Source organism: Gracilibacillus salitolerans, from assembly GCF_009650095.1.
Classification (GTDB): Bacteria; Bacillota; Bacilli; order Bacillales; family Amphibacillaceae; genus Gracilibacillus; species Gracilibacillus salitolerans.
The window spans coordinates 2456858-2474081 of the sequence record NZ_CP045915.1 but is presented as its reverse complement, the minus strand read 5'-3'; the positions used below and the strand labels follow the sequence as shown (position 1 = coordinate 2474081).

Sequence of the window (17224 nt, the reverse complement as noted above, 5' to 3'; positions counted from 1 at the left end):
AATTGGCTGAGTTTACTTTTTATGTAAATCCACCCTTCTCTATTTAATTAGGAGCGCTTTTCTGTGGCACTCCTTTTTTTAACTACATAAATTGTATTCACAACTTATTAAAATGTGCCTGCATTCAAACGACGTTGTAACTCTTCGACTACAAGCGACGGCCTACTTAATTTCTTATCATAAACAATACCAAAATACTGTTGCAACTTACCGATTGTTTCAGGTCCTAGTAAACCATCCACATAGCAACTATCTTGCTTTGTAACGCTTTAATGACTAAGCTACCCTTTTTACCCTACCAAAGCCAATAGTAGTCCCATAAAAAGCGTTTGTTACGCTGTTACGTACCTGATCACTTCTAATCCCAACTATTGTAGTTCCTAAATATTTTTGCAATGCTCTTGTAGTTGCATTACCCCACTTGCCATCTACTTTTAAGATAGCAGTCTTTTTCTTTCCAATAACTGCATTAGGATTTGTTGCCTTCACTTTCTTCTTTAAATCAAAGATCTTAGCATGGGTGGCGGTAGCTATAGCAGCTATCGCTTTAATTTTGCCATTTTTAAATATTAATTAAGGGAGGTGATACACATGGATAAAGGAACCATTGTAGGACTGTTCGCTTGTTTTCGTTTGGATTAACGTATGGTTAGAACAAGCAAGTTTAGATGCTATTCCGGTAGTTACTGAAGAATCAATGGCATTAGGGTTAACAACTGTAGTTAGCGTGTGAACTTGGTTTAAGAATAACTACCTTACGCTAAAAGGTAGACAACAAAGAGAAGAACTGAAGAAAAAAGGATTAGCAAAATAATAGCCATCTCCTATGAGGTAAGTTCTTTTTCCAATTGTCTTTTTCTTGCACAATTCTTTCCACATCTGATTTGCTCGCTCTTGTACTTATTTTTTCTCTTAGTCGATCAGTATCCTTTTCATTTTCTAGAGATCGTCTATCAGCACTGTTTGCTGTGTCGTAAGCAGCTTCTATTTTCGGTTTAAGATCTAATAGCGTATCTAGTTTTTCGTTTTGAGTGGCGAGCGATCCTTTTACCTCCATGAGCACTGTCATGAATTTTTCCATATCCTCCACTTCCTTCTGTGATTGTGACATGCTCAACCCCCTTCAAAATCCGACTTCACTCGTATAATATAAGAAGCACTTTAAACCCCCTATATTATAGAGTGCTAGAGGGAGATCAGACTCCCTCTTTATTTTGGGTATAAAAAAGCACCACAGTTGAGATGCATACTTACATTCCAGTTAGTTTCTTTTATTTGCTATCACTTTTGACTAATTGGCAAACTAAATTATCCTTATATAAATTCAATTGTTTAAGACCTTCAATAAAAACTCTTTTTTGTTTTTGAACACACCTTGTCCTAAAACAGGGTATTCTCCTGTAGTTTCATTAAACTCATTCTCATGGATATTATATACTAAGTTTTTCATTGTACTAGACTCGCCTATAAAATTTTTTGTGCACTCATATGTTTCTCCATTTACAATAGTTGCTTTCTCAATAAATTAAGTCGGTTTTTATTTCTGTCTATAGCTATAGAGGTCATGCCAAAAGATAAAAGCACCTTATCTTTTATGTTGTAAAACAACTGATTGATTTTTATTTTTGAAAATTTTTTTGAAAGAAAAGCGTACTCTAAGGAACTAGAGAACGCTTCGTTACATTTCATTTAGTGAAACAATTTGTAACTATTGAAAATAGATATAAATTGTTCCTTTGATAGTTTATTAAAATTTGTGACATTTGCATGCTTCAAGGCCTGTCGGAATTGGTTTTTAGTAAAAAGAACATGATATTCTCTGTTTACCCATTTATAAACAAACGATTGATACTTTTTGTAGTCTTTTTTTAAAATCAATGATTTATGTCGTTCAAGTACGATCAATACAGAATCTACACTTGGCTTAGGGTGAAAATATGCTCGTGGCACTTTTTTTAGGATTTTTATGTCTATTTCCACCATCAACAGCAAGCCTAAAGCCCGTTGCGTGTTTTGCAACCTTTTCGCAAAACCTTCCTCCACGAGAAGGTAACTATATTTCGACCGGCTTTCAAAAGCGATTTTTTTGACAATATCAGTACTGATATTAAAGGGAATATTACCATATATTTTATAGTCTGCATTTTTGGGGAAGGCAAATTTCAGAATATCTGTATGGATGACTTTTATATTCTGAAAAGGCTCCACCGCTTTTTGAGTGGTTCGACATAAGTCTTCTTCAATTTCTATAGCAGTCACCGACCGACTCATTTCGACTAGTTCTTTGGTAAAATGCCCTTTTCCTGCTCCGATTTCTATTACATTGTCTTGTTTATTGATATTCGTATGATTCAATATTTCTTTTACATGCTTTTTAGAAGTAATAAAATTTTGCGTGTCTTTTGGGTTTTTCTGGTTCATTATAACCTTCTCCTTGCTGGTTATAATGAACTGACCATAAGAGTTCATTATAACCAATTATTTTTGATTTGGTTGATAATGAACTCATTTAATGACAAATATAGAAAATATACCCATACTTTTATCTCCTTTCCAATCTTTTCATTATGAAAGAGATAAAGTAAAATCTACTACTGCAATACTGGTGCACATATTTGAATCCTCCCTTATAAAACTTATTATATCATTTCCGATTACTTTTTAGAATAAAGTTCTCCAGATAATTTTTGGACTTGGTTTTATAGTCGGGTGTTTTCTTTTTACAACTTTTTATTCTTGCTCTTAATGTTTTTATAAGAGTGATATTATGTACTTAAAGTAGAGTATCACAAACCTTAAATACTTTAAATACTAAAGATTATTATACTATGCTTAATACGCATCTGGAATGATGTAGATGCAATAAGAAAAGGTTGTGTAGGTAAACGTATCTGTTGGCATAGAGTTGGTAAAGCAGCTGGTAGAGGGATAAGGAAATTATTTAAAAAAGTAATAAAGATTAAACATAAAAAGTTCGCAATTTATAAGAAATTTAATAATAAATAATTTGATATCATTAATTATAATATATATTTTGAAAGGAGAATGTTTATGAGTTCGAATAAAGTAATAATAGCAGGATGGTTTACTGTTGACGCGAGTATGCGAAACGAGGTTGTTGAGATCCACGAAGATCTTATAAAACGCGCTCGACGAGCTCCAGGTTGTATTGACTTAGCAATCACAGCTGATCCAGTTGATACTACAAGGATAAACAACTTCGAATTTTGGCAGTCCGAAGAGGATTTAGAAGCATGGCGTGCTATTGCTAATCCTCCAAAGGAGATTACCCCGATTCTCAATGTAGAAATGCAAAAACATGAAATTAAAAAATCTGGACCTCCATTTTAAATAGTTAAAATGGAAGTAACCTTAATTAAGCCCTAGTTTTCCACGCCCGGGCTTTTGTTAACTACATAGATTTTGTATTCACGACTTCATTTTACTCAAACAACTTAGCAAATGTTTTCTTACCTGGTTTATCATCAATTACTAAGCCGTTGTCACGTTAAAAAGATCATACTGCTGATTGAGTGAGATTACCAAACTCTGAGTCAATGCCTTATGGCTCGTATCTTTCAAAGTACAAAATAGCTTGTAAAATCCACGTAAGGTTAACGAATGCAGCTTAGTACCCCAAATTCCATCTACTTTTATGCCGGCTATAAGGAAGAAGGTTTTGGTTAATCCGGAGGAGTTGTTTTAGAAGCGAAATATCGAAAAGAATCTAACCCCATAATTCAACAATAGAGCTAGATTCAACAAAATTGATTATAAATCATTTAAGAGAGGGGATTACTCTCAATTATAATATTACTGAAAAAAATGGATGTATAGATAAATGTACTATTTTATTTCTTCTCATAAAAAATAATTTACAGAGTACACCGTTTATTCAAAAAGAAAGGAAGAAAAACGGAGATATTTTAATCCGGCTATATGGAAGAAGGTGTTGTTAAATATTGGAGGGGTTTTTTAGGGGATAGACACAAAAGTAGGCAGCTAAAGCTGTCTTTTTTTATTGAATAAATTTAATAATTAATCGTATAACTTAGAAAAATAAACTAATAATAAATATTAACATTTCTAAAAAGGAGGCGACATAAATGGATACAATAAAACGTATTGCTTTAGCATTAGTAATTATTGGTGGTATAAACTGGGGGTTAATTGGATTATTTCAATTTGATTTGGTTGCAGCTATATTCGGAGGACAAGATGCTGCACTGTCCAGAGTAATCTATACATTGGTGGGAATTGGCGCCTTGCTCTGTTTACCTTTATTGTTTGCTCCAGCAGATGAGGATGAAAGAGAGAGTGCGAGAGGCAGAAATTTAACCTATTCTACTGAGTTTGCGGAGGAAAATGATCCCACTGAATTTAAAAATGATAAAGAGAAATGATCAATTACTTTGACGTTTTGATAATTCATAATATCACGTCATTTGTTAGGACCGGTTCTTCCAAGCCGGTCCATTTTCATTTAAAGAAAAACCCACCACTTATTGAGGAGACCTAATTAAATGAGACAGAGGAAAAAGCACCCCCAGAGTCGTATATAAAAATTAACGACTTTTAGGAGGTGCTTTTCTCATGGGGGAAAAGAAAAATGTTTATTCTGAAGAAGTGAAACGTAGAGTCATTGAAATGAAGTTGTCTAAAAAATATACAAATAAACAGATTATGAAAAAGTTTGGAATCCGTAGCGTAAGTCAAATTAAAAGATGGATGAAATGGTTTCGAGATGGAGAAGAACATCGGTTGTCACAACCCATCGGTAAACAATATTCCTTTGGAAAAGGGCCTGAAGAACTAAACGAAGTAGATCAGTTAAAAAGGCAAATCAGACATCTAGAAATCCAAAATGAAATCTTAAAAAAGTACCAGGAAATCGAAAGGAGTTGGTACCAGAGATAGTTATAGAACTAGTAGAGTCGTTAAAGGAAGTTTATACTGTATCGATGATTTGTGATTGTATCAGAGTTCCTAGGTCCACTTACTATCGTTGGGCTCAAAAGTCGTGGGAGCCAACAGAACTAGAACAACTTATTATTGATATTTGTAAATCCCTACATTACAGAGTAGGACACCGAATGGTTAAAAAGTTACTTAAAGAGGAACACAACATTTCTGTGAACAGACTTACTGCACAAAGGATCATGCAAAAATATAAAATCCAATGTCGGGTAAAACCAAAGAGAAAATCGAACATCGCCGGTGAAAGTAAATGCGTCGTTCCTAATTTATTGGAACAAAATTTCAAGGCAGATAGACCAAATCAAAAGTGGGTTACTGATATTACTTACTTGCCTTTTGGGGAATCAATGATGTATTTATCAACCATTATGGATTTGTATAATAACGAAATTGTCGCTTATCGAGTGAGTCATAACCAAGAAGAAGAATTAGTGCTAGAAACACTGAAAGCAGCTTGTAATGGACGTGAAACAAAGGGATTAATTCTTCATAGTGATCAAGGGCTCAATACACATCCTACGCTTTTCAAGAATTAGCTGAAGAAAAAGGCATTATCACAAGCATGTCCCGGAAAGGTAATTGCTTTGATAATGCCGTCATTGAATCCTTCCACTCCACCATAAAGTCGGAAGAATTCTACACACATCAAAAGATGCGTCTTACAAATTCCATTGTACTAGAAAAAGTGGAATTGTACATGTATTATTACAACTATATACGACCATTTTCAAAATTAAACTGCCTTTCTCCTGTTCAATTCAGGGCAAAGGCAGCCTAGGTGCTTTTTCTTGTCTCATATTACTAGGTCAGTTCATATTATAATGTTCCTTTATTCAAACGACGCTGTAGCTCTTCCACAACCAGTGACGGACGACTTAATTTTTTATCATAAGGTGTACCCAAATACTTCTGTAGTCTTCCAATTGTATTAGGACCTAGCAAACCGTCTACTTTAGCAGCAATTTTGCTTTGTAATGCTTTACTAACTAAGCTACCCTTTTTACCTCTGCAAAGGTCAATTAGAAGCTGGTAATGATATGAAATTTATCCAAGAAAGATTAGGACATGATAGCTACCAAATAACTGCAGACGTGTATTCACACATTTCAAAACGACTTGATGAAAAATCAATGGCTAATTATGAATTTTACATCAATCAAATCACAACTTTTAATAAAAATTAAATTTTTTTGGGGTGTTTATGTGGGGTACGTCTTGAGGTGGACAAAAAACACAATATTTTCTCACACAAACAAAAACCCCCGACACCAACAGTGCCAAGGGTTTCCGCTGATAAATATGCTTGGAAATATTGTTCTCTTTCCCAAGGGTGTACTTGTGTACGGACTAGATGCCTGCTTAATCAATTGCAATAAAGTCAACTCAAATAATTGTTATACTAGCATCTCTTTCTATTTGAAAACTCAAGCAAAATCAAATTAATTATATTTTTCTGGGTTTTCTCTGGGTGATCTCTGGGTAAAATCAATAGCACATACTTATTCGGTAGGTGCTTATTTTCAAAATAGTCTTTTCAACTATCCAATATCTAAGTTTAATCTTCTGTGTAACCTTTTTATCATTACTCTGGCCTTTACAGAATCATTCTCTTCTAATTTCTTCATTAGCTCCTGTTTTAATTCATCGTCACACTTTTCGAGAATAAGAAATGCTTTTACCTCACTAGAAGTCAAAACCTTCCGATACAATTTGGAGACACTTTGTTCATCGTCAACCATTTTTTAGAATGATACCCCTTTCAAAAGTAGTTAATGCCATTATATATTTTTACTTTTTAGTTGTAAACCGATGGACTGGTTATTTATAATAATACAACTTGTCTCTAAATCAACTGAACTTCCACACTTTATCCATAGGATGATGAAAAGGGAGAATTTTTTCTCCCTTTTCAAAATAAAAACTACACTCTTTGTTTACAAAGTTCATTCTTTATAACTTAGTTTTTTTAGGTATTACTCACTATCTTCTTGTTTTTTATTCATTTCTAAACCTACCGTAAGAATCTGATAATTTTCCATCTCATTTACTGTCCATTTATTTCCTTCATCACTAACTATCTCATCACCTTCAGATATTCCAGCTTTTTGATATTGTAACCATCCGGCGATGGTGTCTATGCCTTCTTTATTTTCAAACTCTATACCAAACTGTTCGGTCAGATCTTTCAATAAAACTCGTCCATTAATATTATATTGTCGTTCTCCAACTTGTTCGATATCAGGTCGTTCGTCTTCATCGAATTCATCTCGTATTTCTCCTACAATTTCTTCCAAGATATCTTCTAATGTTAATAATCCTGCAGTACCTCCAAATTCGTCAATTACTAATGCAATATGAACACGTTCCATTTGCATTTTTACCATAGCATGCTGAAGAGGAGTCTGTTCGTTTATTAATACTATATGATGCAACCCGTTTTCTAATTTATATGAAGGTTCCTTTACTACATTTCTTAACATATCTTTCACATTAACAAAACCAACAATATGATCTTTATCATAATTCTCCGTTACAGGAAATCGAGTATGCGGAAACTCATCAATAGTAGCGAAAATTTCTTCACTTGTCATCGCTAGATCCAATGTTACCATTTGGACACGTGGAATCATAATATCTTTCGCCACTCTTTCATCAAAGGCAAAAATATTTTCCATATAGGAAAGTTCGGTTTCATTAATTTCTCCGCTTTTATAACTTTGCGTCATGATAATCTTCAGTTCTTCTTCTGAATGTGCTTGTTCATGACCGGCAGGCTGTACTCCGAACACACGAAGTAGCAAACGGGCAGATCCATTTAATGCCCAGATGGCAGGGAACATGATCTTACCAAACCAATACAAAGGACGGGAGATTATAAGAGTTAATCGTTCGGCATATTGGATTGCTAATGTTTTGGGTGCCAACTCACCGATTACTACATGTAAAAATGTTACCAAAGCAAAAGCTACAGCAAAACTAATTACTGCTGATAGAGAAGCAGTAATACCTAGACTATCGAATAATGGGTGTAATATTTTTTCCACTGTAGGTTCTCCGAGCCACCCAAGCCCGAGGGCCGTAACAGTAATACCAAGCTGGCATGCTGATAAATAGTAATCTAAATCAGTGACCAGCTTTTTAACAATCGGTACCGCTTTGTTTCCTTCTGCAATTAACTGATCTATCCGTGACATCCTTACTTTCACTACTGCAAATTCTGCCCCTACAAAAAAGGCTGTTAACCCGATTAAAAGTATTACTAGCAAAAGGTTAATCATTAATATACTATCCATTAAGTTCCCTTAGAAAAGGGAATTCACCTCCAAAAAAAATACTACCTGATAACGTTGTGGTAAGTAGCAAAATGGGAAGAATATCTGAATATGACCATAACCCCATTTGCTTATAATAAATCAATAATGCACGAGAAAGCCAACTTCATTTAAACTCCATCGTCTAGTTCTAGTATCTCACCACTAATTCATCGTCCTTTCTTCTATGAATTAAGATAAATATACATTAAAATGTTATGGTTTTCAAACTGAACATATACCAATAATACGACTTTTTATCTGAATTAATGTATGTCGTAACTTTCTAAATCAATACTCGACTCCAGATTATTAATTTACACTTGTGGATGGTTAAGTGCTTTTTGGAGTGTTCTTTAGTTATGTAGCCTCTATTTAAAAAGTGTTTAAAATTAACTTTCTTTCTTCTCATATCTTAACACAAAAAGCGGTTTATTTTGTCGCCATTCTGCATATAAGACATCTTTATAACTAGTAATATTTTGTTTTACTAGTTGTTCTTTTAGCCATTTTTCATCAAATCCAAGTTCTTTTAAATTATCGTATACAGCTTCTCCATCTAAAATAAGTGTTATTGGTAAATTAACAGGGCTCGCAGATAAGTTTAAATCACTATTTTTAGGAACGTCATATTCGGATTTAGGTAAAACACTTACCACACCATTTGTTTCCATGATTGCGTATTCTACTTCTTGCATGGAGAAATAACCTTGTTGTCGTATTAGTCCCTGCAAAGCATTTATGTCCAGTTTTATCTTTTTTAAAGTATCATACTTTATCTGCCCCTTATGTATAACTATGTTGGGTTCTCCCTCAAAGAGTTTCCGGGAATTTTTAAACTTTTGAGTTAACATTTCAACAAAATATATTAGAACCCCAAAAAACAAAATAGCAAATGTTATTTGACCAAGCTTTACCTCATCATCATAAACTGCATTTCCGACAAGTTCTCCTAAAATTAATGCAGATATAAAATCAAAAGGAGTAATTTGCGAGAACTGGGTTTTCCCTAGAAGTTTTATTATTAAAAATAGGATAACAAATCCCAATAATAATTCAACTGCAATTGATACATACTCATTCATTCCAAACATCCTTTATATTTTTTACCATCATTATTGCCTTACTGATGATGTATATATACTTTATTTCATTATGATCAATCTATATCCACTTACTTAGAAATCAACTTTCAGTAAAAGTGATTACTTTTGTTCCAGAATGATTTTAACTTAAGACAATAATTATTTAAAATCAGCGAAAACATGAAATTTATGGTAATCAATTGAGTAAAAAACTAGAGGAAATGTGTGAATTGAAACTACCTGAATAATTTTAAAGCGTTGCAAACTAGCAGATCAATGCAGTTTACACAATACACTTTTTATGCCAAACGCAAAGAAGAAAAAAGGAGGTATTTTAATCCGGCTATAAGGAAGAAGGTTTTGGTTATTTTGGAGGAATTGTTTGAAAATGCAGAAATGAGAGAGAAAGTGAAATAGTCCTCATCACTTTGTTACTACGTTAGGGTTGTAGGACTAATCGTGATGAGGACTGAACACAATGAAGGAAGTCTTGCTCCCTTGGTCGGTATTATAGCATATTAAACAAAAACCCACCACTCTACTCAAATATCTGTCCTAACAAGCTATTTTGCTTTTTCCCACAGGTTTAATTAATTTCATCTCGATAATTATTTTGCGATTGGAATAAAAATTTTTTCTTGCCATGCTTGGTATCCATATATTACAAAGGAAAAAGAAATATATATGATGAAAATTATCCATCTGTCGATATTAATAGTAGCAATTCCCATTCCTTCAACAAACCAAGTTAATCCTAAGAACGAAAAGAAAGCATCAATTCCAATATTGGTTAAAACGTAAATCCAAAATTTTTGGTATGTTAAATAAAAAATCCATATTGTACCAACCGCAAAAGGTCCATAAACAAAACTAACATCGGTTATAAACCCCCATAGTACAATACGTTCAAGTATCGTCCACCATCGATAAGCATAACCGAATTCAAACCAGATTGTTACGAGTAATGAAGTGAAAATTGTAACAGGCATATAACGCTTGATCGCTTCTTTTTCTATCCATACTAATGAAATCCAAGGAAGTATTAATATTCCCCATAGTATTATTTTAATAAGCATTCTTGCACCTCAATTTATTTTAATTAGTATAATCTTTGGTCATTGCTTACCCTCCTTCATTTGTTTTAAGTGATCATCTGCAACTTTAGCTGCAAACGTAAAACTGTTATTTTTCCAGTACGCCCAAGTCATAGCTGCGGCATCTGCTGCAAATGTTAATCCAACGACAATTTCTTCATTTGAAAATGGTAATAACGGTGTACCTACAATAGTAAATCCTGTATTTACGAAAACAACAATTAACACTACTAATCTCACCCATTTGTTATCGATTTTTTTTAATTGCTCTTTCATTTATATCAGCTCCTTAAAATTTAGTAATGATTAATATAACTAACGTAATAAAAGCAAAAAGCCATCCGCCCCAATTGCGAATAGCTTCACCTACCGATAGTCGACCTTCTGATCTTGCTTACATCTTTTCAACTTTGTCTTTGACAATGCCTAATTCTTCACGTAAGCCGTTGTACTTTTTTATGATGTTCCTGGTCTCTTTCATTTCTGAACGTAAATCATGAAAGTCTGAGCTCATATTGTTGATGAGTTCGAAAAGGTCCTTGTTTGTATACCATTGGTTATCTGACATGCTCAACCCCCTTCAAAATTCAACTTTACTCGTATAATATAAGAAGCACTTTAACCCCCCTATATTTATAGAGTGCTCGAGGGAGATCAGACTCCCTCTTTATTTTTGGGTATAAAAAAAGCACCTCATTTGAGATGCTTTACATTAAATCAATTTCATTTGTATCTAAATCAATAAGCCTAACATCAACTTTGAGCTCATCTGCAATACGTTGGCTTAAAAGTCTATCAGGATCTACTAAAGCACCTTCAAGTTTTTTCGCTAACTTCTCTACTCTTACTTTTTCTTCTTCCTCATCTAAATTTACTTCAATAGTGTCAATTTGAAAATAATCGTTTACATATGAATGGTCGATAGTAACTAATATCATTTGAAACCCCTCCTCCTTATCACAATTCGACAAAAAGAAGGATATTCCTGCATAAAAATACACCTTATAAAAGGTGCCTTTACTAGACTTATCCGTTTCTTACAATGTATATACAACGCAAAATAAAAACAGTCACTAGTGACCTGTTCGTAAATTAGATAATTAAAAGGTTTATTTTTTACAAATTATTACACATACATTACAATTATATTATATACTATAAGAATATCCTATTATTCGATAAAAAATATTCTAAGCGCACAATAGAGATCATACACGGTACCGCTAGAAACGCACTCGAAAAAGCATATCAACTGAATATGTTTGAAAGGAACCCTGCTATAGGTGCAGTTATTAAAGGAAAAGACAAGGATAAAACTATAAAATTTATAGACTCATACGATATTCCAACTTTTCTAAGATCTGCAAGACAATACGGGTATATCTATTGGCTATTTTTATATTTTTTTGTTGAAACTGGAATGCGTAAAGGAGAAGCTGCTGAAATTCAATGGTCAGACATAAAATTTAAAGAAGGTACGGTGGAGATTAATAAAACCCTTGGACGAGAATGAAGATATTTTTGGTGATCCTAAAACATATAAATCATCTAGAATCATAACTCTAAGAAATTCATTATTAAATAAACTCAAATTTCACTTATCCTGGCAGAATGAAAACAAAAAAGAATTCGAGGAACTATATAACTATGATTTAAACCTTGTATTGTGTAGAGAAAATGGAGATTTCATGCCGAAAAGTACACTATTTAATTCTTTTAGTAGAATACTAAAAAATGCTGAATTGCCGAACTTACCTATTCATTCATTGAGGCATACACATGCAGTCTTATTAATGGAAGCCGGATGGGATATGAAAGCTATTCAAGAAAGACTTGGTCATGGGAGTTATCAAATTACCGCAGATGTATATGCTCATATCTCAAATCGAATAAAAGAAAAAGATATGATTAGTTACGAAGATCACATGAGCAGTATATTAGATGATTAATGTTAGAAACGACTTTCTGGGTAAGCTCTGGGTTTTCACCCAGAACAAATCAAAAAACAGGGATTCATTTACAAAACAAAAACCCCCGACACCAACAGTGCCAAGGGTTTCCGCTGATTAATATGCTTGGATATATTGTTCTCTTTCCCAAGGGTGTACTTGTGTACGGAACATATCCCATTCGATTTCTTTTGATTCGATAAAATGTTCGAATAAATGCTCACCAAGAGCTTCAACAATTGTTTCATCTTTTCTCAATTCATCTAATGCATCTGCTAATGTTGCAGGTAAATCTTTTACTCCATTAGCTTCACGCTCTTCTTTATCCATTACATAAATGTTGCGATCTACTGCTTTTGGAGCTTCTAATTTGTTTTCAATTCCGTCTAAACCAGACGCTAACAGTACAGATAAAGCTAAGTATGGGTTAGCAGCTGGGTCTACACTACGTACCTCAACACGTGTACTTAATCCACGAGAAGCTGGTACACGGATTAATGGGCTACGGTTAGATCCAGACCAAGCTACATAACAAGGTGCTTCATAACCAGGCACAAGACGCTTATAAGAGTTTACAGTTGGGTTTGTTACCGCTGTAAATGAAAGAGCATGCTTAATAATACCTGCGATGAATTGATATGCAGTCTCACTTAATTCAAGTGGTCCATTTTCATCTAAGAAAGTATTTGTTTTTCCTTTGAATAATGACATGTTACAGTGCATACCAGAACCGTTAACACCGAAAAGTGGTTTAGGCATAAATGTAGCATGTAAACCGTGCTTACGTGCAATAGTTTTAACAACTAGTTTAAATGTTTGAATATCATCTGCGTGCTTAACAGCATCAGAATATTTAAAATCAATTTCGTGCTGACCTGGAGCAACTTCGTGGTGAGATGCTTCGATTTCAAATCCCATTTCTTCTAGTTCAAGTACGATATCGCGACGGCAGTTTTCACCTAAATCTGTTGGTGCAAGGTCAAAATAACCACCTTTATCGTTAAGTTCTAGAGAAGGATCACCTTTTTCATCTAATTTGAATAAGAAGAATTCTGGTTCCGTACCAATGTTAAAGGCAGTAAAACCTAGATCTTCTGCTCTTTTCAGGTTACGTTTTAAGTTATAACGAGGACATCCTTCAAATGGAGTACCATCTGTATTATAGATATCACAGATAAAACGCGCAACTTTCCCTTTTTCAGAAGTCCATGGGAATACAACGAAAGTATCTAAGTCTGGATAAAGCTTCATATCAGATTCTTCAATACGTACAAAACCTTCGATTGAGGAACCATCAAATACCATTTGGTTGTCTAAAGCTTTATCCAATTGACTTAATGGAATCTCAACGTTTTTGATTGTTCCAAGTAAATCTGTGAACTGCAAGCGGATAAATTTTACATTTTCCTCTTTAATTCTTTGCTTGATCTCTTCTTTAGTTAATCCCATTGATTAAACTCTCTCCTTTATAATTTTAATGGAAGAACCTTGATAATTCTCCCTGTCTTAACGAAGTTTTACCTAATCTACCAGCATCAAATAATTCTTTGTGCAATATCTTTCGCAATTCCTTTTCAGATATTTCTGATGATTTTGCATTTGAAGCAGATTGCTCTGTCTTCGGCATAGTTTTCATTTCAAGCACTTGTTTTATGCCTGCTAAATTAAGACCCTTTTCAATCAATTCTTTTATCTCTAATAGACGGTCTACATCATTAAAAGAAAATAACCTTTGATTTCCTTCTGTTCGAGATGGATGAATCAATTGATGCTGTTCATAGTATCGGATTTGTCGTGCGGTTAATCCTGTAAGTGATTTAACAATTCCGATAGAAAACAAGGGCATGGAACGTCTATCTAAATAACTCATCTCATTCACCCCTTCCATCTGTTTTCTATAACTCTATTATACACTGTGCAATTTTCATGTCAAGAGATGTTAGATAAGTTAACATATCAAACGGTATTTTATATTAATGCTTGTCGATCCCTTATTACAGCCCATTAGCTGCATTTATAACCGCTAGTTTAACATGATTGTAAGTAAGCCCTCCCTGTACAAAAGCGGTATAAGGATATCTTATTGGCCCGTCTGCAGTTAATTCTAAACTTGCTCCTTGTATAAAAGTTCCTGCAGCCATTATTACATCATCTTCATAACCCGGCATTGGAGCGGGATATGGAAGAACATGTGAATTGATGGGAGATTGTCTTTGAATTGCTTGACAAAAAGCAATCATTTGTTCGGAAGAATGAAAAGTAACTGATTGGATTAAATCAGTTCGGTGAGCATCAAAAGCAGGTGTTGTGTTATATCCTAATTTTTGTAAATAAGCAGACGTAAATACAGCCCCTTTTAAGGCTTCACTCACCACATGTGGAGCAAGAAATAAACCTTGATACATTTCTTGTAACATCCCGATGCTTGCTCCTACTTCTTTACCGATCCCTGGAGCAGTCAAACGATTAGCTGCCATCTCCACATATTGTTTTTTTCCTGCAATATAACCACCCATTCTGGTAATGCCACCACCTGGATTCTTAATCAAAGATCCAGCAATCAGATCAACATCCAGATCAGTTGGTTCTCTCATTTCCACAAATTCTCCATAGCAATTGTCAACAAATATAATAACTTCCGCTTTAAATTGACGAATTTGCTTAATGATTTTTTCCATTTCAGCTATTGTTATCGATGGTCTGTCATCATAGCCCTTTGAGCGCTGAATAGCAACCACTTTAGTCTGATGGTTAATATGTTGTTTTACTTGATCAATATCAATATAACCATCTACTAGATCCGTATAATGAAATTGAACTCCAAAATCAGAAAGTGATCCTGAGACATGTTTTTCATGGCCAATCACTTTATTTAATGTATCGTATGGTTTTCCGGTAATATACAAAAGTTCATCTCCTGGACGAAGCACACCGAACAAAGCTGTACTTATGGCATGGGTTCCAGAAGTTATTTGAGGACGGACAAGTGCATCCTCAGCACCAAACACAGAAGCATAAACAGCTTCTAACTTATCTCTTCCGAAGTCATCATAACCGTATCCAGTCGTCGGGTTAAAATCACTGTCACTAACTTGGTGTTTTTGAAAAGCTTTTAATACTTTATCTTGATTATAAAATTCATTTTTTAGAATGTCTTGGAAAATTGGTTCTATTTGTTTCTCAATTTCCCTTATCCATGATTGATTCATTCGTGATGAAACTCCTTTATTTCTTTCATAATAGCATGATTAGGATCAACAAATCCTTCTACATGATAGCCTAATTTGTCCTCTGCATATGTCTGTTTCTCTAAAATGGTATATTGACGTATTTTAGCTAGTTTACTTGCTTTCTCTTCAGGAACAAAGCCTGAGAAATAAGTCCATTCTTCTTTAATTAGTTTTTCTACTTCTCGTTTAACGGTGACAATATCTTCCCCTTCTATGGCACTAATCATTAAATACGGATGTGCTGAAGGGACAAAATCATCAACTTCAATTAAATCCCTTTTATTATAAATAGTTAAAATCGGGATGTTATCGGCTTCTAATTCTGACAATAACCGATATACTGTTTTTTCGTGATCATCCCGATTCGGTGCAGCAACATCGATAACATGAAGAATAAGATCTGCTTCTCGAACTTCTTCTAACGTGGAACGAAAAGCAGCTATTAAAGCGGTCGGTAAATCTTGAATGAAACCTACCGTATCTGTTAATAACACTTCAAGGTTAGACGGTAACTTCATTCTTCTTGATAAAGGATCTAGGGTTGCAAATAATTTATCTTCATAGATAGAATCGCTTTTCGTTAAACTGTTAAACAAAGTTGATTTACCTGCATTTGTATACCCAACAACAGCGACTTGAAAAAGTTGGTGTTTACGTCTATTACCACGATATTGTTCCCGTTGATTGACAACTTGCTTTAAACGTCTTTTAATATCATCCATCCGATTTCGAATATGGCGACGATCCGTTTCAAGCTTCGTTTCACCAGGTCCCCTGGTACCAATTCCACCACCGAGCCTAGATAATTCAGCCCCTTGGCCGTGCAGTCTTGGCAGCATATACGAATATTGTGCAAGCTCTACTTGCAGCTTACCTTCTTTAGTACGTGCCCTTGCCGCAAATATATCCAATATCAGCTGGCTTCGGTCAATTACATGAACACCTAACTGTTCTTGTAAATTTCTTGACTGACCACCAGATAATTCCTCATTAGTTATGACAACTTCAATATCTTTTTCTTCTACAATTTGTTTAATTTCCTCTAGTTTACCTTCACCTATGTAATATTTTCGATGAGGTGTTGGTCGTTTTTGAACGATTGTTTCAACTACTTTTCCTTCTGCAGTTTTCACAAGAGCCTCTAGTTCATTTAATGAATAATAAAACTGTTCTTCATCTCTTTGGTCATGCATAATAGCAATTAATAATACTTTCTCGATGTCGATCACCTACTATTTTTCTTATTAGTGTTACAACAGCTATCGTTTTCATGCATAGAAAAGGCGCTACTTAAAGATAGCGCCATCGAAGCTTCTTCATTCCTTATCAAGCGTAACATTTTTAGATGGAACAAAAGTGGATATAGCATGCTTGAAAATTAATTGTTGCTTCCCTTCTGTTTCAAGCAGCACAGTAAAATTATCAAATGCTTTAATGACTCCACGTAATTGGAATCCATTAGTTAAAAAAATAGTAGACGGAATACGTTCTTTTCGAAGTTGATTTAAATACTGATCTTGAATATTGACAGATTGAGACATGGTAGTACCTCCTCTAATTTCTCTATGTTTTTTATAT

20 protein-coding genes and 2 pseudogenes are annotated in these 17224 nt (G+C 34.2%); 6 read left to right on the top strand and 16 right to left on the bottom strand.

What is annotated here, in order from left to right:
- Positions 1-107: 107 nt before the first annotated feature.
- The 4 genes from GI584_RS24230 to erm(A) form a co-directional block, all read right to left on the bottom strand.
- Positions 108-242 carry a hypothetical protein gene (locus GI584_RS24230; RefSeq protein ID WP_267902848.1) on the bottom strand — a complete coding sequence of 45 codons (135 nt, stop codon included), beginning with the start codon at positions 240-242 and terminating at the stop codon, positions 108-110.
- 34 nt (positions 243-276) lie between these two features.
- The gene (locus tag GI584_RS11580; RefSeq protein ID WP_153791324.1) at positions 277-489 is read right to left on the bottom strand and encodes a hypothetical protein; all 213 of its coding nucleotides are present in this window, start codon (positions 487-489) and stop codon (positions 277-279) included.
- 313 nt (positions 490-802) lie between these two features.
- Positions 803-1111, bottom strand: a complete 309-nt coding sequence (locus GI584_RS11575) for a hypothetical protein (protein WP_153791323.1) — start codon at positions 1109-1111, stop codon at positions 803-805.
- Between the two features lie 578 nt (positions 1112-1689).
- Complete coding sequence (erm(A), locus tag GI584_RS11570; RefSeq protein ID WP_153791322.1) at positions 1690-2421, bottom strand: 23S rRNA (adenine(2058)-N(6))-methyltransferase Erm(A); 732 nt, start codon at positions 2419-2421, stop codon at positions 1690-1692.
- Between the two features lie 630 nt (positions 2422-3051).
- Here erm(A) and GI584_RS11565 point away from each other — a divergent pair.
- The 4 genes and pseudogenes from GI584_RS11565 to GI584_RS24045 all read left to right on the top strand — a co-directional run.
- On the top strand, positions 3052-3351 hold the full coding sequence (locus GI584_RS11565; RefSeq protein WP_153791321.1) for a putative quinol monooxygenase: 300 nt from the start codon (positions 3052-3054) through the stop codon (positions 3349-3351).
- 755 nt (positions 3352-4106) lie between these two features.
- A complete protein-coding gene (locus tag GI584_RS11560; protein ID WP_153791320.1) occupies positions 4107-4403 on the top strand; it encodes a DUF378 domain-containing protein in 297 nt (98 codons plus the stop codon).
- A 190-nt stretch (positions 4404-4593) separates the two neighbouring features.
- Positions 4594-5755: pseudogene (locus GI584_RS11555) on the top strand (IS3 family transposase).
- 241 nt (positions 5756-5996) lie between these two features.
- Positions 5997-6161, top strand: a pseudogene (locus GI584_RS24045) (site-specific integrase); the annotation flags it as partial.
- A gap of 354 nt (positions 6162-6515) precedes the next feature.
- Here GI584_RS24045 and GI584_RS11545 read toward each other — a convergent pair.
- The 7 genes from GI584_RS11545 to GI584_RS11515 all read right to left on the bottom strand — a co-directional run bounded on the left by GI584_RS11545 (position 6516) and on the right by GI584_RS11515 (position 11405).
- Positions 6516-6716 (bottom strand): hypothetical protein, encoded by a 201-nt coding sequence (locus GI584_RS11545; RefSeq protein ID WP_153791319.1) that lies wholly within the window; start codon positions 6714-6716, stop codon positions 6516-6518.
- A 234-nt stretch (positions 6717-6950) separates the two neighbouring features.
- Positions 6951-8270: a hemolysin family protein gene (locus tag GI584_RS11540; protein ID WP_153791318.1), complete on the bottom strand. Its 1320-nt coding sequence runs from the start codon at positions 8268-8270 to the stop codon at positions 6951-6953.
- 410 nt (positions 8271-8680) lie between these two features.
- Positions 8681-9373, bottom strand: coding sequence for a YetF domain-containing protein (locus tag GI584_RS11535; protein ID WP_153791317.1), 693 nt, complete (start codon positions 9371-9373; stop codon positions 8681-8683).
- A gap of 608 nt (positions 9374-9981) precedes the next feature.
- The gene (locus GI584_RS11530; RefSeq protein WP_153791316.1) at positions 9982-10449 is read right to left on the bottom strand and encodes a hypothetical protein; all 468 of its coding nucleotides are present in this window, start codon (positions 10447-10449) and stop codon (positions 9982-9984) included.
- Between the two features lie 39 nt (positions 10450-10488).
- Positions 10489-10743 carry a phage holin gene (locus tag GI584_RS11525; RefSeq protein ID WP_153791315.1) on the bottom strand — a complete coding sequence of 85 codons (255 nt, stop codon included), beginning with the start codon at positions 10741-10743 and terminating at the stop codon, positions 10489-10491.
- A gap of 118 nt (positions 10744-10861) precedes the next feature.
- A complete protein-coding gene (locus GI584_RS11520; RefSeq protein ID WP_153791314.1) occupies positions 10862-11035 on the bottom strand; it encodes a hypothetical protein in 174 nt (57 codons plus the stop codon).
- A 139-nt stretch (positions 11036-11174) separates the two neighbouring features.
- Entirely contained in the window at positions 11175-11405 is a 231-nt protein-coding gene (locus tag GI584_RS11515; protein ID WP_153791313.1) for a hypothetical protein, read from the bottom strand.
- A 320-nt stretch (positions 11406-11725) separates the two neighbouring features.
- On the opposite strand from GI584_RS11515, the gene GI584_RS24040 reads away from it, so the two are divergent.
- Positions 11726-11980, top strand: a complete 255-nt coding sequence (locus GI584_RS24040) for a tyrosine-type recombinase/integrase (RefSeq protein WP_228552395.1) — start codon at positions 11726-11728, stop codon at positions 11978-11980.
- The gene (locus tag GI584_RS11510; protein WP_228552394.1) at positions 11967-12416 is read left to right on the top strand and encodes a tyrosine-type recombinase/integrase; all 450 of its coding nucleotides are present in this window, start codon (positions 11967-11969) and stop codon (positions 12414-12416) included. Before GI584_RS24040 ends, GI584_RS11510 begins: the two co-directional genes overlap by 14 nt.
- 117 nt (positions 12417-12533) lie before the next feature.
- Here GI584_RS11510 and glnA read toward each other — a convergent pair whose 3' ends face one another.
- From glnA to hfq, 5 genes are all read right to left on the bottom strand, one after another.
- Positions 12534-13865: a type I glutamate--ammonia ligase gene (gene glnA / locus GI584_RS11505; protein ID WP_153791312.1), complete on the bottom strand. Its 1332-nt coding sequence runs from the start codon at positions 13863-13865 to the stop codon at positions 12534-12536.
- Positions 13866-13890: 25 nt separating this feature from the next.
- On the bottom strand, positions 13891-14286 hold the full coding sequence (locus tag GI584_RS11500) for a MerR family transcriptional regulator (protein ID WP_153791311.1): 396 nt from the start codon (positions 14284-14286) through the stop codon (positions 13891-13893).
- Between the two features lie 124 nt (positions 14287-14410).
- Positions 14411-15625, bottom strand: a complete 1215-nt coding sequence (locus GI584_RS11495) for a methionine gamma-lyase family protein (protein WP_153791310.1) — start codon at positions 15623-15625, stop codon at positions 14411-14413.
- A complete protein-coding gene (gene hflX / locus GI584_RS11490; RefSeq protein WP_321197137.1) occupies positions 15622-16875 on the bottom strand; it encodes a GTPase HflX in 1254 nt (417 codons plus the stop codon). The genes GI584_RS11495 and hflX overlap by 4 nt, the downstream gene beginning before the upstream one ends.
- Positions 16876-16962: 87 nt before the next feature.
- Positions 16963-17187 (bottom strand): RNA chaperone Hfq, encoded by a 225-nt coding sequence (gene hfq / locus GI584_RS11485; protein ID WP_100360543.1) that lies wholly within the window; start codon positions 17185-17187, stop codon positions 16963-16965.
- Positions 17188-17224 lie beyond the last annotated feature (37 nt).